We start from the raw sequence: 14,979 nt of genomic DNA on the forward strand, positions 1-14,979 counted from the left end.
AGATGACTGATTCGAGTGGGAAGAAGAAGCTCGCGGCACTCGTACTCGTGGTGAGTCTTCTCGCGATCATCGGTGTGTCACTGGCCATGTTCAACGGCACGTTCAACGAGACCACGCCCGTCACCGTGACGTCGGATCGCTCCGGACTGGTGATGGAACCCGACGCCAAGGTCAAGCTCCTCGGTGTCCAGGTCGGCCGCGTCGCCGCCATCGAGCACGTGACCGACGGCGCCGAGCTGAAACTGGCGATGTACCCCGACATGATGTCGCTGATTCCGTCCAACGCGACTGTGGAAATCAAGTCCACCACCGTGTTCGGCGCCAAGTACGTCAACTTCGTGATGCCGGAGAACCCGTCGTCCACCCCTCTCCAGTCGGGGGACGTCATCGCATCCGACAACGTCACCGTCGAATTCAACACGGTCTTCCAGCACCTGTCCGACGTGTTGGCCAAGGTGCAGCCGGAGAAGCTCAACGCCACCCTCGGTGCCATCTCCTCGGCGCTGCACGGGCGGGGTGACGAACTCGGCGCCCTGCTCGAGCAGAGCGACAGCTACCTGGCGGAGATGAACCCGAGTCTGCCCCAGTTGCAGGAAGATCTGGCGAAGGCGGCGCAGGTCACCGACGTGTATGCCGACACCGCGCCCGACCTGCTCCGGGTGCTCGACAACGCGACGGCCACCAGCGGCACCGTCGTCGACGAACAGGACAACCTGGACGCCGTGCTGCTCAACGTCACCGGGCTGGCCGACACGGCGAACACCGTCCTGACCGAGAACGAGCAGAACCTGGACTCCGCTCTCGGCCTGCTGCTCCCGACGACGGATCTGCTGGCCGAGTACTCGCCCGAGATCTCCTGCTTCATCGTCGGCCTGAACAACGTGATCCCCCTCGCCGAACAGCTCATCGGCGGCAATCAGCCGGGTATCGCGCTGAGTGCCAGCTTCATGTACGGGCAGGAGCCGTACACCTATCCGAAGGACCTGCCGAAAGTGAACGCGACAGGTGGGCCGAACTGCCACGGTCTTCCCAACCCCGATCTCAGCAAGCACGCGAACTTCGTCGTGGCCGACACCGGCACGGTGCCGTTCGTGCCGTCGACGGAAGTCCAGGTACATCTGCCGAAGGTGTTCCAACTGTTGTTCGCGGGCGTGTTCCCCGGGCAGGGTGGGCAGTGACTGTGCGAGCGACCACGGTCAAGCTGCTGATCTTCGCGACGGTGATGTCGGTGATCTTCGCCGGGCTCGCCCTGGTGTTCAGCCAGTACCGATTCAGTAGTTCCGACGGCTACCACGCTACGTTCACCGACGTGTCCGGGCTCAAGCCCGGCGACAAGGTCCGCATCGCCGGCGTTCCCGTCGGCGCCGTCGAGAAGGTGGGCATCGACGACGACAACCTGGCCGACGTCGACTTCACCGTCGACACCAAGTACTCGCTGTTCGACGGGACCAAGGCGACGGTGCGGTACGAGAACCTCGTCGGCGACCGGTACATGGAACTCCTCGAAGGCGCCGGATCGGTGGAACCACTGCCGGACGGTGGTTCGATCCCCGTCGAGAACACCTCTCCCGCACTCGATCTCGACCTTCTGCTGGGCGGGTTCAAGCCGCTGCTCCGGGCGCTGGACCCGCAGCAGGTCAACGACCTGTCGCAGGCGCTGGTCCAGGTGTTCCAGGGGCAGGGCGGCACGCTCGTCTCGCTCCTCGGCAGCACGAGTTCGTTCACGAACACCCTCGCCGACCGGGACCAGTTGATCGGCGAGGTGATCACGAACCTCAACCAGGTGCTCGGGACCATCAACGACCGCGGCGACCAGTTCCGGTCGACGCTCGACCGGTTGCAGCAGTTGGTGAGCGGGCTCTCCCAGGACCGCGATCAGATCGGTGACGCCATTCCCCGCATCGCCGGGGCGACGGGCGATCTCGCACATCTGCTCGAAGGTGCGCGGCCGCCCCTGCAGAGCACGATCGCGGAGGCCAACCGCACCGCGACTCAACTCCAGGCGGGCGAGGACGACCTCGACTGGGTGTTCCAGAATCTGCCCGACGCGTACCGCAGGCTCATCCGCATCGGCACGTACGGCAGCTTCTTCCAGATGTACGTCTGCACGGTCAAGTTCAAGTTCTCCGGCCCGGACGGATCGGATCTGCTCCTGAACATGCCGGGCGGTCAGACGGCAGGGAGGTGTGCACCGTAGCCATGAAGAGTGAACGCAATCCCGTACAGGTGGGACTCATCGGTGTCGCCGTCGCGAGCATGATCGTGATCGCGACCCTGCAATACGATCAGCTGCAATTCCTGTCGGGCGGCACGCAGTACTCCGCCTATTTCGAGGACGCGGGTGGGCTGATGACCGGCGACACGGTGACCCTCGCCGGTGTCGACGTCGGGAAGGTCGCCGAGGTGGAACTCGACGACCAGAAGGTGCTCGTCACGTTCACCATCCAGGACGGCATCGCCCTCGGCGACGCCACCGAGGCGAACATCAAGACCAACACCGTTCTCGGGCGCAAGTCCCTCGCCGTCACCCCGCTCGGGCACGACACGATGCGGGTGGGATCGACTATTCCGTTGGAGCGCACCAACTCTCCGTACTCGCTCAACGACGCACTCGGCGATCTGTCGACCACCGTCTCCGAACTCGACACCGACGAGGTCAACAACGCGTTGAACGCGATGTCCGGCGCTCTCGAGAACACGCCGCCCGAGCTGCGCACCGCACTGGACGGCCTGACCCGGTTGTCGGAGAGCATCAACTCGCGGGACGAGAGCCTGCGGCAGCTGCTCTCGCGGGCCGAGAACGTGACCGGAATCCTCGCCGAGCGCAGCGGGCAGATCAACTCGCTGATCGTCGACGGAAACGAGCTGTTCGGTGAGCTCGACCGTCGCCGCGCGGCGATCAGCCAGCTGATCGTGAACATCTCCGAGGTGTCCCGGCAGCTCACCGGGCTGGTCCAGGACAACGAGGAGCAGATGAAACCGACGCTCGACAAGCTGAACTCGGTGGTCGACGTCCTGCAGCGCAACAAGGACAACATCTCACAGGCTCTCGACGGCCTCGCGCCGTACGCCACTCAGCTCGGCGAGTCGGTGGGTAGCGGCCCGTTCTTCATGGCGTACGTCTACAACATCGGCATCGGCAACCTGTTCCAGGGGCTCAGCGACGCGGTGACGTGGCCGGAGCATCTGCCCAACGACCTCCAGGCGTACCTGCAGACGGGTCCGTCCATCGAGCTGAGGGAACCGCCGCGATGACGACGAACCCGGAAATCACCAACACGCGGAAGAAGTGGCTGATCCGCGGCGGCGTCGCCGCGGTCGTGGTGGTGCTGATCGTCGGCGCCGCAGTGATGTTCGTGCCCAAGCTGTTCCAGAACACGATCACCGCCTACTTCCCGGCGACCACCGGGCTGTATTCGGGCGACGACGTCCGCGTCCTCGGTGTGAAGGTGGGGACGATCGATTCGATCGAGCCCGGCGCCGACTTCGCGCGGGTGACGATGAACGTGAACAAGAGCGTGAAGATTCCGGCCGACGCGAAGGCCGTCATTGTCGCGCCCAGCCTGGTGTCGGGACGGTTCGTCCAGCTGACACCCGTGTACGCGGGTGGGCCGACGATGGGCGACGGCGCGAGCATCCCGGTGGAGCACACCGCCGTCCCGGTGGAATGGGACGAGATCAAGACTGAGCTGAACAAGCTGTCGGAGGCGCTCGGACCGCAGGGCGCCGACCCGCAGGGCTCGCTCGGCACGTTCATCGACACCGCCGCCGCCAATCTCGACGGGAACGGCGAGTCGCTGCGCAACACGTTGCGGGAACTGTCGGAGACCATGCGGACCCTGTCCGACGGCCGCACCGACCTGTTCTCGACCATCCGCAACCTGCAGACGTTCGTGGCGGCGCTGTCGTCGAGCAACGAGCAGATCGTCCAGTTCGAGGGCAGGCTCGCGTCGGTGTCGAACATGCTCGCCACCAACTCCGACGAACTCGGAACCGCCCTGAACGACCTCGACCTGGCGCTCGGCGACGTCAACCGGTTCGTGGCGGAGAACCGCGCCGCCCTCAGTGAGCAGGTCGGCCGTCTGGCGGACGCCACCCAGGTGCTCGCCGACAAGAGGCCCCAGATCGAGCAGGTGCTCCACGTGGCGCCCACGGCGCTGGCGAACTTCAGCAACATCTACAAGCCGGCGCAGGGGTCACTGGTCGGTGCGGTCGCGTTTGCGAACCTCGGGAACCCCGTGAACTTCATGTGCGGCGCCATCCAGAGCCTGCAGGCCAACGAGGCGAATCGCAGTGCCGACCTGTGCACCCAGTACCTGTCGCCGGTCCTGAACTCGCTGACGATGAACTATCTGCCCGTCCTCACCAACCCGACCACGGGAGTGAATGCGTTCCCGGATCAGATCGAGTACACCCCGCCGAGTCTCGAGGCCTCCGTGCCGCCGCGGTCCGCGCCCCCGGTGACCGGCACCCTCGCCGGGATGCCGACGGTGGACGTGCCCAGAGACCTGAACGATCTGCTGCAGCCGGGAGGTGGGCGATGACGAAGCACGCACGGATGCGTCGCGGTGGCATCGCCGCGGTGGCGATCACACTGACGCTGACCCTGACCGGATGCGAGTGGGAAGGGCTGAATTCGCTTCCCCTGCCGGGGACCGAGGGGCAGGGCGACGACGCCTACACCGTCGAGATCCAGATGCCCAATGTGACGACGCTGTCGCAGAACTCGCCCGTCCGGGTGAACGACGTGACGGTGGGTTCGGTGACGGGCATCGAGGTGCAGGACTGGCACGCCCTGGTCACCGTGTCGATCAACGGCGACGTCCAGTTGCCCGCCAATGCGACCGCCAAGATCGGCCAGACCAGCCTCCTCGGCTCGCAGCACCTCGAGCTGGCTCCGCCGAGCGACGTCGAGCCCGAAGGCAAACTCGAGGACGGCGACGTCATCCCGATCGAGCGGGCGGGCGCCTACCCGACCACCGAGCAGACGCTGTCGTCGCTGTCGGTGGTGCTCAACGGCGGCGGCATCGCCCAGATCCGCGACATCACCCAGGAACTCAACGCCGCGCTGGGCGGACGGGAGGAGTCCATCCGCGACCTCCTTCCGCAACTCGACCAGCTCGTCACGAGCCTCGACCGGCAGCGCGGCGACATCATCGGTGCGATGGAGGGGCTCGACCGGTTGTCGGGCACCGTCAACGAGCAGAAGGCCACCCTGGACGCGGCGCTGGACGGCATCCCGCCCGCGCTGGACGTGCTCGTCACCCAACGGCAGAATCTCACCACCGCTCTGGTCGAGGTGGGCAAGCTCAGCGACACCGCCTCCCGTCTCGTCGAGAGCAGCGGCGAGGACCTGAAGGCGAACCTGCGCAACCTCACCCCGGTGCTGCGTGAACTCGCCAACTCGGGGAGCGCGCTGACCGAGGTGCTGACCCTGATGCTCACGTACCCCTTCCCGATGAAGACGATGGACAAGGCGATTCAGGGCGACTACGCGAACCTCATGATGACGATCGACATGACCAACGAACGCGTCGACAGCAACTTCCTGACCGGAACCGGGCTCGGCGGATCACTCGGCGGCGTGGAGGGCGCCGTGGGATCGCTCGCCGGGGTGGCCGGACAGTCCGGCGATCCGCTGCAGGCGCCGCTGCAGCCGGCGCCGAAACCGGCACCGGCGCCGCCGGTGATTCCCGGGCTCCCGCAGATACCCGGACTGCCGCAGATACCGGGCCTTCCGCCGCAACTGGGAGGGGCGCCGACACCATGAGAATGACGAGATTCGTTCGTATTCAGCTGATCATCTTCTCGATCCTCACCGTCATCGGGCTCGTCGTGATGTCGATCCAGTACATCAAGGTGCCGGTGCTGTTCGGCATCGGACGCTACGAGGTGAGCGTCCGGCTGCCGTCCACCGGCGGGCTCTACTCCCACGCCAATGTCGCGTACCGCGGCACCAACATCGGTGTCGTCGAGAACGTGACGCTCACCGGCGAGGGTGTGGAGGCGAAGATGTCGCTCGACAGCGACTACAAGATCCCGGCCGACGTCGACGCGGCGGTCAAGAGCGTGTCGGCGGTCGGCGAGCAGTACGTCGACCTGATCCCGCGGGAAGGCACAGCCGACGGCCCGTACCTCGCGAACGGCGATGTGATCCCGGAGGATCGGGCGACCATCCCGCAGGACGTCGGCGAGATGCTCGACCAGGCCGACGAACTGCTCGCCAGCATTTCGGACACCAGGCTGCAGACGGTGATCGACGAGGCGTTCACGGCGTTCAACGGATCCGGTCCCGACCTGCAGCGGCTCATCGACTCGGCCCGCCTGTTCGTCGAGGAGGCCGACGCGAACAGCGACGCGACAAAGGCCCTGATCGACCAGGTCGGTCCGCTGCTCGACACCCAGACGGTCAGCAGCGACGCCATCCGCTCGTGGACCCAGGACCTCGTGACGTTCACCGACCAGTTGCGGGCGAGCGACCCGAGCCTGCGGTCGGTGCTGGAGAAGGGTCCCGGCGCGGCGCAGGAAGCCACCCAGCTGTTCCAGGACCTGCAGCCGACGCTGCCGATCCTGCTGCGGAATCTGGTGAGCGTCGGGCAGGTCGGGGTGATCTACAACAAGAGCATCGAGCAGGTGCTGGTCATCTACCCGCCGCTGACCGCGGCGCTCGTGACGGCGGCGACCGGCGGGCCCGTGGAGGACGGCGCGATCGTCGACTTCGCCCTGCAACTGCACGACCCCCCGGCGTGTACGACGGGATTCCTGCCCCCCGACCAACGCCGGTCGGGAGATCAGACCGACCCGATCGCGACACCGAACGACCTGTACTGCAAGGCCGCTCCGGACGACCCGTCCGTCGTGCGCGGCGCGCGGAACCTCCCGTGCATGGAGTTCCCCGGACGCCGCGCACCGACGGTCGAGGCATGCCGCGAGGGCTGGGAGGCGTCGGGCAACAACCCGCCGTACGGGCCGATCATGCCGCCGGATGTACCCTCGTACACAGCCGTTCCGAGTTCCTACGAAGGCTCCGCGGGTGCACCGGTCGCGGCCGTGCCCTACGACCCGGCCACCGGTAGCTTCATTGGTTCGGATGGAAAGACGTACACCCAACCGGATCTGGCGGTGCAGGGAAAGGACTCGACGTGGCAGACGATGATGACAGGTCAGCAGATTTGAGTTCCGGCACGGACGAGCGCGTGACCGACTCCGCGGATCAGGCGCAGCAGACACCCGCATCGACGGACCGGACGAGACGCCGGGCCGTCCGGCACGCCGGCCCGCCGGTGGGGGAGACCGAGGCCCCGAAGCCGGTGGTCCTCGCCAAGCCGGCGGTCGCGCAGGCCACTCCCGAGGCGGAGAAGGTCTCCACGACGACGTCCGCACCACAGGCGTCCGAGGCGCCGCCGATCGAGGCGCCGAAGCAGGGTCGGTCCCTGAAGTCGTTGCTCGCGTGGGGCGTTACGGCGGTGGTGATTGTCGCACTGGTCGTCGCGGCGGTAGTCCTGCTGCTCGACCAGCTGTCCGCGCGCGAACGGGACGACCGCCGTCAAGCCTTCGTCGACACGGCCCGGCAGACGGTGCTCAACCTGACGACCATCCACCCCGAGACCGCGAAGGACGACGTCGCCCGAATCGTCGCCGGTGCTTCCGGCCAGTTCCTCGAAGAGTTCCAGGGCCGGGAGGATCCGTTCGTCGGTGTCGTGCAGGACGCGAACGTGACCACCGAGGGCGAGGTCATCGAGGCCGGCATCGAGAACGGTACCGAGACGTCGATCTCGGCGAACGTCCTGGTGGCCGCGCGGACGATGGTGAGCAGCAAGGAACAGCCGGAACCCTCACCGCGCGACTTCCGGATGCGGGTGACGATCAGCGACGTCGACGGCAAGTTGACCGCATCGAAGGTGGAGTTCGTCCCATGAGCGACAACAACGAAGGCAAGCGAAAGTTCGCAATCACCAAGGGCGCAGCGCTGAAGATCGCGGCCGCGGTCGTGGTGGTCGCGCTCGCCGTCGGGGTGGGCTTCCTCTGGTACGGCCACCGGCAGGATCAACTCTCCGAGCAGGCGCGCATCGACGCCGTCGACGCCGCGGGCAAGCAGGCCGTCGCGATGCTGGCGTACGACTTCGCCGACGTCGACAACCAGTTGGCCTCTGCCGCAGACGGACTCACCGGTTCGTTCCGTGACGACTACACCACGCTCGTCCAGGAGACCATCGCACCGGGCGCCAAGCAGAAGCAACTCACCGTGCAGGTGTCGGTGCAGGCCGCCGCGCCGGTGTCGACCACACCCGACGAGGCGGTGGTTCTGCTGTACCTGAACCAGACGACGACGAGCGCCGACGCCCCCGACGCCCGAACGTCGGGCAGCCGGGTGCGGGTGTCGCTGCAGAAGGTCGACGACCGCTGGCTCGTCGATCAGCTGACCCCGGTGTAGCTGCGCTGCCCGTGAGTACTTATTAACGTCGGGCGGTTAAGAAGTACTCACGGGGCGGAGCCACCCCCTTCACAAAATGAAACAAGTTCTAGTAGTCTCGGGGTTTCCTGGCCGGGTGCCGACGCACGACGCTGTGTCGCACGGCCACAACCGAACGGGGAGTCGTCGATGAAGGTTGCAGTAACCGGCGCCGCGGGATTCGTGGGCAACAATCTGCTGAATCTGTTGGTCGAGGCAGGGCATGAGGTGACTGCCATCGACCGCGTCCGTTCCCGGTACGCACCCGAATACGGGGTCACCTGGGTGAACGCCGACGTGCTCGACGTCGAATCCATGAAGCAGGCGCTGGACGGCGCCGAGGTGGTCTACCACCTGGTCGCGATGATCACCCTCGCCCAGAAGGACGACCTGGCGTGGACCGTCAACACCAAGGGTGTTCGCACCGTCGCCGAAGCCGCTCTCGCGGTGGGAGTTCGGCGGATGGTGCATTGCAGTTCTGTGCACTCCTTCGACCAGAGCAGTTGCGGCGGAACGCTCGACGAGTACTCGCCGAGGTCCGTCGACGCGTCGATCCCCGTGTACGACAGGTCGAAATGGGCAGGCGAGATCGAACTCCGCGAGGTGGTCGACGCCGGCCTCGACGCGGTGATCTGCAACCCCACCGGGGTGTACGGGCCCGCCGACTACGGACTGTCGCGGGTGAACGCGTTGCTGCGCAACGCCGCTCGTGGCCGGGTGCCCGCGGCGGTGCAGGGCGGGTTCGACTTCGTCGACGTCCGCGACGTCGCCGCCGGACTGATCGCCGCAGGCGAGAAGGGCCGGACCGGTGAGAACTACCTGATCTCGGGGCACATGCTCGGCATGCATGATGTCGTGAGGAGGGCAGCGCGTGCGGCGGGCCGTCGGGGGCCGCTGTACTCGTTCCCGCTCAGTGTCATCGAACGCGTGCTGCCGATCGCCGAACCGATCGGGACCCGCTTCGGGTCGGACGTGCTGTCGCGGTCGGCGATGTCGGCGCTGCTCGCGGCGCCGGTCGTCGACGGTGGCAAGGCGCGGTCCGAACTCGGTTACGCCCCACGTCCCGCCGACGAGACGATCCGCGACTTCGTCGCCTTCCTGGTGACGTCCGGTCAGCTGAGCCGGGGAGGTCAGCTGTTCCCGGTCGCGTCTTCGGTGTAGTCGGACTCGGAAGCCTCGGCGGGAGCGATCAGCGCGGGGCCCGCGGCGCCGCCGTGTGCGAGGGCGTCGAGGAAGGACCGGGCCCACCGGTCGACGTCGTGTGCGAGGACCTGCCTGCGCAGGGCCCGCATGTGGCGTCGGCCGTCCTCCTTCGGCTGGTTCAGGGCCTGCTCCATCGCGTCCTTGACGCTGTCGAGATCGTGCGGATTGCACAGGAACGCCTGACGCAGTTCGGCGGCCGCACCGGTGAACTCGCTGAGCAGCAGCGCGCCGCCGAGATCACTCCGGCACGCCACGTACTCCTTGGCGACCAGGTTCATGCCGTCCCGCAGCGGGGTCACCAGCATCACGTCGGCGGCGACGAAGAACGCGATCAGTTCGTCGCGGGGGATGGGCCGGTGGATGTAGTGCACCACGGGCCTGCCGACCTCGCCGTACTCGCCGTTGATCCGCGACACCGACTGCTCGATCTCGCCGCGCATGTGGACGTAGCTCTCGACGCGCTCGCGGCTGGGTGTCGCGAGTTGCACGAGCACGGTGTCGGCGGGGTCGACGCGGTTCTCGTCGAGCAGTTCGTGCAACGCGGCGAGGCGGACGTCGATGCCCTTCGTGTAATCGAGGCGGTCGACGCCGAGCATGATGTGTTTGGGATTGCCCAGTTCCTTGCGGATCTTCCTGGCGCGGTCCCGGATGGACTTGGACCGGGACTGCTCGTCCAACTGCCCCGAGTCGATGGAGATCGGGAACGCGCCGACGCGGACCGTGCGGAAACCTACCTGCACGACGCCCAGCTTGGAGCGGACGCCCACGTTGCCGCGGGACGTCTGCTGGCCGGCGAGCTTGCGGGCCAGGTAGAGGAAGTTCTGGGCACCGCCCGGGAGGTGGAACCCGATCAGATCGGCGCCGAGCAGGCCCTCGATGATCTCGGTGCGCCACGGCATCTGCATGAACAGTTCCACCGGCGGGAACGGAATGTGCAGGAAGAACCCGATGGTGAGGTCGGGTCGGAGCATGCGCAGCATCTTCGGAACGAGCTGCAGCTGGTAGTCCTGGATCCACACGGTGGCGCCCTGCGCGGCAGCCTTCGACGTGGCCTCCGCGAAACGGCGGTTGACCTCGACGTAGGCGTTCCACCAGGCGCGGTTGTACTCGGGCTTGACGATGACGTCGTGGTACAGCGGCCACAGGGTGGCGTTGGAGAAGCCCTCGTAGTAATCGGCGATCTCCGCGGCGCTCAGCGGAACCGGGTACAGCTCGAGATCGTCCTCCACGACGGGATCGAGTTCCGCGTCCGGGACCCCCGCCCAGCCGACCCATGCGCCCTTGTTGCGGCGCAGGATCGGCTCGAGCGCGGTGACGAGGCCACCGGGGCTGCGCTTCCAGCGGGTGGTGCCGTCCGGAAGGCGTTCGAGATCGACGGGGAGTCGGTTCGCGACGACGACGAAGTCGGCTTGCCCGGAAACCGGATCAGAAGTCGAGCGTGATGACGATGCTGACGATTCCGAACTGGCAGCCACGGGCTTCCTTCGCAGTCGAAGTGGATGAAATTCTCAGTCGAGCTTGGAGGTGGGTCCGATTCCCAGCATCGAGAGCAGCATCCTGCACTCGTCGGCATCTTCGGCGTATGCAGCGACAACACGCTGCGCCTGGCGAGCGGTCTCGTCGGCTAGGGGTTCGAGATCCTCGTCCGCGATGTCGTTTTCGGCGGTCGTCTTCGCGGCCATCTTTGTCCTCTCGGGCTTGCTGCTGCGTCACGCGCAGTAGTTCGTATCGGCGACTCTATGAGAACCGGGCATGTCAACGCTAGTTGCCCATCGATTAGGGTTCATCTAGTTAGGGTCCGCTTACTTTGTGGTGGGTGGGGAAGCGTCGGCGTTGGGAGTTACGCGCGTGAAGACTGGTGGCACCGCAATTCTGCGTCGCACCCTGGTGCGGAATCGGGGACGGCTGGGCATCGGCACCGTACTCGTCTGCTTGCATCAGGTAGCCGAGACGCTGGTCCCGATCTCGATCGGTGTGATCGTCGACCGGGCCGTCGCGACCGGCGACGTGTTCGCGCTCACGGTGTGGCTGTGCGCCCTCGCACTGCTGTTCCTGGTGCTCACCGCGGCCTGGCGCTACGGTGCGCGTTTCATCGTCGTGGCGATGCAGAACGAGGCCCACCAGCTGCGGATGGAGGTCGCGCACCGCATCCTCGACCCGCGGGGGGTGCGCACCGAGCTGCGCGCCGGTGAGCTGCTGTCCGTGTCGACGTCGGACGCCGACCGCGCGGCCTGGATCGCGGACATCACCCCGCGCGCCGCCGCGGCCCTCACCGCGGCGATCGGATCCGCGATCGCCCTGCTGCTGATCGACGTGCCCCTCGGCCTCGCCGTCCTGATCGGCACCCCCGTCATCCTCGGACTTCTCCAACTCGCGGCACCGCTGATCACCCGCCGCGCCACCGACCAGCAGGCGGCGGTCGCGCGGGCGTCCGCGATGGCCACCGACCTCGTGAGCGGGCTCCGCCCCCTGCGCGGGATCGGCGCCGAGGTGTCGGCGTCGCGCCGGTACCGGGCGGCCAGCCGCGACGCACTCGGCGCCACCCTGCACACGGCGAAGAGTTCCGCCGTGTTCGCCGGGGTGTCGATGACCGTCAGCGCACTCCTCGCCGTCGGGGTCGCGGGTTTCGCGGGCTGGTTCGCGCTCGAGGGCCGCATCACTATCGGCGAACTGATCACCGTCGTCGGACTGTCCCAGTTCTTCATCGAACCGCTCGGCGTTCTCGCCGGCCTGCCCGGGTTCCTCGCCCTCGCCCGCGCGTCGGCGGACCGCCTCGCACTCGTACTGGACGCGGAACCCCTGCTGCCCGCCGGGTCGGGCCGGACACTCGACGGCAGCGAACTCAGCCTCACCGGCGTGTCCTACCGGTCCCTGAGCGGACTGGACCTCCGGGTCACCCCCGGCGAACTGCTCGGCGTCGTCGCGTACCGCCCCCAGGACGCGGAGGCGCTGGCCGCGCTGCTGTCCGGGCAGGTTCCGCCCGACCGCTACGACGGCGAACTGACGGTGGGCGGGGTCCGGCTGTCGGACGCGGATCTTTCGCACGCCCGCCGGACGCTGCTCGTCGAACCGCACAACGGCGACCTGTTCTCCGGAACCGTCGCCTCGAACGTGACCGCGGGCAGGCCCGGCGCGACGGCGTCCGAGGTACACGCGGCGCTGTCCGCGTCCGCGGCGGTCGACGTCGTCGAAGCGCACCCCGAGGGGCTCGACCACGAGGTCGCCGACCGCGGGTCCTCGCTGTCCGGTGGTCAACGACAGCGCGTCGCCCTGGCACGCGCACTCGTGGCGCAGTCGCCGGTGATGGTGCTGCACGATCCGACGACGGCGGTGGACGCCGTCACCGAACACACGATCGCGGGCGGAATCGCGGACCTCCGGCATCGCGGCTCCCCGGATCGCCAGACCACGATCCTCATCACGAGCAGCCCCGCGCTGCTGTCCGTCACCGACCGCGTCGTCGTGCTCGACGACGGAACGGTGGCCGGTGAGGGCACCCACTCGCAACTGGCCACCGAGAACGCGAACTACAGTCAGGCGGTCCTGCGATGAGTGAACTGCTTCCCATCGCGAACGCGCGCGACACGTGGGCGTGGCTGAGGTACGAGCTGGGACAGCGCCGCGGCCGGAGCGTCTTCACGCTGCTGGTGGCGGCTGTCGCGGCCGGCATGGCGCTGGTCCCCGTCTACGTCTTCGGCGTCCTCGTCGACCGCGTCCAGGACGGTGCGCCGCCGTCCACCGTCGGCTGGGTGGTCGCGGTGATCGCGTCCGCCGCGGTGATCGGCGGACTGTGCGCCGGGTTCGCGTCGTACCTGATCCGCAGTCTCGGCGAGGGAATCCTGGCGGACCTGCGCGAGCGGACCGTCGACCGGGCGCTCCGGCTGCCGATCCAGACGATCGAACGGGTCGGCAAGGGCGACCTGCTGTCGCGCGTCGGCGACGACGTCGCGGTGATCGGCAAGGCCGTCACCGACGTGGTCCCCAATCTCGTCACGGCGGTCCTGCTGGTGGTGCTGAGCATGGTCACGATGCTCGGCATCGACTGGCGGCTCGGGCTCGCGGGCATGGTGGCGCTGCCGATGTACGCGCTGGCGATGCGCTGGTACCTGCCGCGGTCGGCGCCGGTGTACGCCGCCGAACGCGTCGCGATGGGGGAGCGTTCGCAGGCCCTGATCAGCAGCATGCAGGGTGCCCGGACGGTGCGCGCCTACGGCCTGGAAAACAGCCACCTGGGTCAGATCAACGGCGCGTCGGAGAAGGCCCGCGACCTGTCCGTCGGCGTCTTCGCACTGTTCACCCGGTTCGCGGGACGCGGCAACCGGGCCGAGTTCGTGGGGCTGGCCACCATCCTCGCCGCCGGATTCGCCCTGGTGAACGCGGACATCGTGACAGTCGGCCAGACCACGACCGCGGCGCTGCTCTTCCACCGGTTGTTCAATCCGATCGGCATGCTGATGTACACGTTCGACGAGGTGCAGTCTGCCGGTGCGAGCCTGGCGCGGCTCGTCGGCGTCGTCGACCTCGACGACGAATCCTCCGCCGGGACCGCCGCCGCCGGGGAGAACACGGACGCGACGCTCGAACTCGACGGCGTCCGCCACACCTACGACGGCAGCCACGAAGTGGTGCACGGCATCAGCCTGCACGTGAAGTCGGGTGAACGTGTCGCCCTCGTCGGCTCGACCGGGGCGGGCAAGACGACGGTCGCGGCGATCGCGGCCGGGTCGATCGTCCCGACGGCCGGTTCGGTGCGGATCGGCGGAACCGCGCTGGCGGACCTCGAGCCGGGTGGCCTCCGTCGCCGGGTCGCGATCGTCAGCCAGGAAGTCCACGTGTTCGCCGGACCGCTGATCGACGACCTGCGGCTCGCGGCACCCGACGCGTCCGAGGAGGACGCGGCGATGGCATTGAAGGCCGTCGGCGCCGACGGCTGGGTGACCGCTCTGGACGACGGGGTCCACACCGTGGTCGGGGAGGGCGGACACGAGTTGACCGCCGCCCAGGCGCAGCAGCTGGCCCTGGCGCGACTCGTCCTCGCGAACCCGGCGGTCGCGATCCTGGACGAGGCGACGGCCGAAGCGGGCAGCGCGGGTGCCCGGGAACTCGAGGCGTCGGCGGAGGCCGCGACCCGCGGTCGCACGACGCTGGTGGTCGCCCACCGGCTGACGCAGGCGGCTGCCGCAGACCGGGTCGTCGTCCTGGAACACGGCCGGATCGTCGAGGAAGGTCCGCACACCCGGCTCGTCGAGGCCGGCGGACGCTACGCCGAGCTGTGGTCGGCGTGGGAGGGGCGGTAGGGCGTTCCGCCCCGTGCGCCTTTCTGG

Annotated in this window: 13 protein-coding genes; 11 read left to right on the forward strand and 2 right to left on the reverse strand. The window is 67.8% G+C overall.

Features of this window, described 5'->3' with window-relative positions:
• Window positions 1-2 precede the first annotated feature (2 nt).
• The 9 genes from CJ179_RS25265 (at window position 3) to CJ179_RS25305 (ending at window position 9,613) form a co-directional block, all read left to right on the forward strand.
• Window positions 3-1,178: an MCE family protein gene (locus tag CJ179_RS25265; protein ID WP_095863238.1), complete on the forward strand. Its 1,176-nt coding sequence runs from the start codon at window positions 3-5 to the stop codon at window positions 1,176-1,178.
• Window positions 1,175-2,197, forward strand: coding sequence for an MCE family protein (locus tag CJ179_RS25270; protein ID WP_095863239.1), 1,023 nt, complete (start codon window positions 1,175-1,177; stop codon window positions 2,195-2,197). Before CJ179_RS25265 ends, CJ179_RS25270 begins: the two co-directional genes overlap by 4 nt.
• Before the next feature lie 2 nt (window positions 2,198-2,199).
• On the forward strand, window positions 2,200-3,255 hold the full coding sequence (locus CJ179_RS25275; RefSeq protein WP_072947901.1) for an MCE family protein: 1,056 nt from the start codon (window positions 2,200-2,202) through the stop codon (window positions 3,253-3,255).
• Complete coding sequence (locus CJ179_RS25280) at window positions 3,252-4,544, forward strand: MCE family protein (RefSeq protein WP_072947903.1); 1,293 nt, start codon at window positions 3,252-3,254, stop codon at window positions 4,542-4,544. The genes CJ179_RS25275 and CJ179_RS25280 overlap by 4 nt, the downstream gene beginning before the upstream one ends.
• Window positions 4,541-5,770, forward strand: a complete 1,230-nt coding sequence (locus tag CJ179_RS25285) for an MCE family protein (RefSeq protein ID WP_072947906.1) — start codon at window positions 4,541-4,543, stop codon at window positions 5,768-5,770. The genes CJ179_RS25280 and CJ179_RS25285 overlap by 4 nt, the downstream gene beginning before the upstream one ends.
• The gene (locus tag CJ179_RS25290) at window positions 5,767-7,176 is read left to right on the forward strand and encodes an MCE family protein (protein ID WP_095863240.1); all 1,410 of its coding nucleotides are present in this window, start codon (window positions 5,767-5,769) and stop codon (window positions 7,174-7,176) included. The genes CJ179_RS25285 and CJ179_RS25290 overlap by 4 nt, the downstream gene beginning before the upstream one ends.
• Window positions 7,173-7,919 (forward strand): hypothetical protein, encoded by a 747-nt coding sequence (locus tag CJ179_RS25295; RefSeq protein WP_095863241.1) that lies wholly within the window; start codon window positions 7,173-7,175, stop codon window positions 7,917-7,919. The genes CJ179_RS25290 and CJ179_RS25295 overlap by 4 nt, the downstream gene beginning before the upstream one ends.
• The gene (locus CJ179_RS25300; RefSeq protein ID WP_072947914.1) at window positions 7,916-8,434 is read left to right on the forward strand and encodes a h domain protein; all 519 of its coding nucleotides are present in this window, start codon (window positions 7,916-7,918) and stop codon (window positions 8,432-8,434) included. The genes CJ179_RS25295 and CJ179_RS25300 overlap by 4 nt, the downstream gene beginning before the upstream one ends.
• Window positions 8,435-8,602: 168 nt before the next feature.
• The gene (locus CJ179_RS25305; RefSeq protein WP_095863242.1) at window positions 8,603-9,613 is read left to right on the forward strand and encodes an NAD-dependent epimerase/dehydratase family protein; all 1,011 of its coding nucleotides are present in this window, start codon (window positions 8,603-8,605) and stop codon (window positions 9,611-9,613) included.
• Here CJ179_RS25305 and CJ179_RS25310 read toward each other — a convergent pair.
• Both CJ179_RS25310 and CJ179_RS51405 read right to left on the reverse strand, forming a co-directional pair.
• Window positions 9,583-11,130, reverse strand: a complete 1,548-nt coding sequence (locus tag CJ179_RS25310; RefSeq protein WP_072947918.1) for a trehalose-6-phosphate synthase — start codon at window positions 11,128-11,130, stop codon at window positions 9,583-9,585. The two genes, CJ179_RS25305 and CJ179_RS25310, sit on opposite strands and share 31 nt — an antisense overlap.
• A gap of 33 nt (window positions 11,131-11,163) precedes the next feature.
• The gene (locus CJ179_RS51405) at window positions 11,164-11,337 is read right to left on the reverse strand and encodes a hypothetical protein (protein ID WP_005262874.1); all 174 of its coding nucleotides are present in this window, start codon (window positions 11,335-11,337) and stop codon (window positions 11,164-11,166) included.
• A gap of 166 nt (window positions 11,338-11,503) precedes the next feature.
• On the opposite strand from CJ179_RS51405, the gene CJ179_RS25315 reads away from it, so the two are divergent.
• Both CJ179_RS25315 and CJ179_RS25320 read left to right on the forward strand, forming a co-directional pair.
• Window positions 11,504-13,207: an ABC transporter ATP-binding protein gene (locus CJ179_RS25315; protein ID WP_095863243.1), complete on the forward strand. Its 1,704-nt coding sequence runs from the start codon at window positions 11,504-11,506 to the stop codon at window positions 13,205-13,207.
• The gene (locus CJ179_RS25320) at window positions 13,204-14,952 is read left to right on the forward strand and encodes an ABC transporter ATP-binding protein (protein WP_095863244.1); all 1,749 of its coding nucleotides are present in this window, start codon (window positions 13,204-13,206) and stop codon (window positions 14,950-14,952) included. The genes CJ179_RS25315 and CJ179_RS25320 overlap by 4 nt, the downstream gene beginning before the upstream one ends.
• Window positions 14,953-14,979: the final 27 nt, after the last annotated feature.

It is taken from the genome of Rhodococcus sp. ACS1, assembly GCF_002300155.1.
Taxonomy (GTDB): Bacteria; Actinomycetota; Actinomycetes; order Mycobacteriales; family Mycobacteriaceae; genus Rhodococcus_F; species Rhodococcus_F koreensis.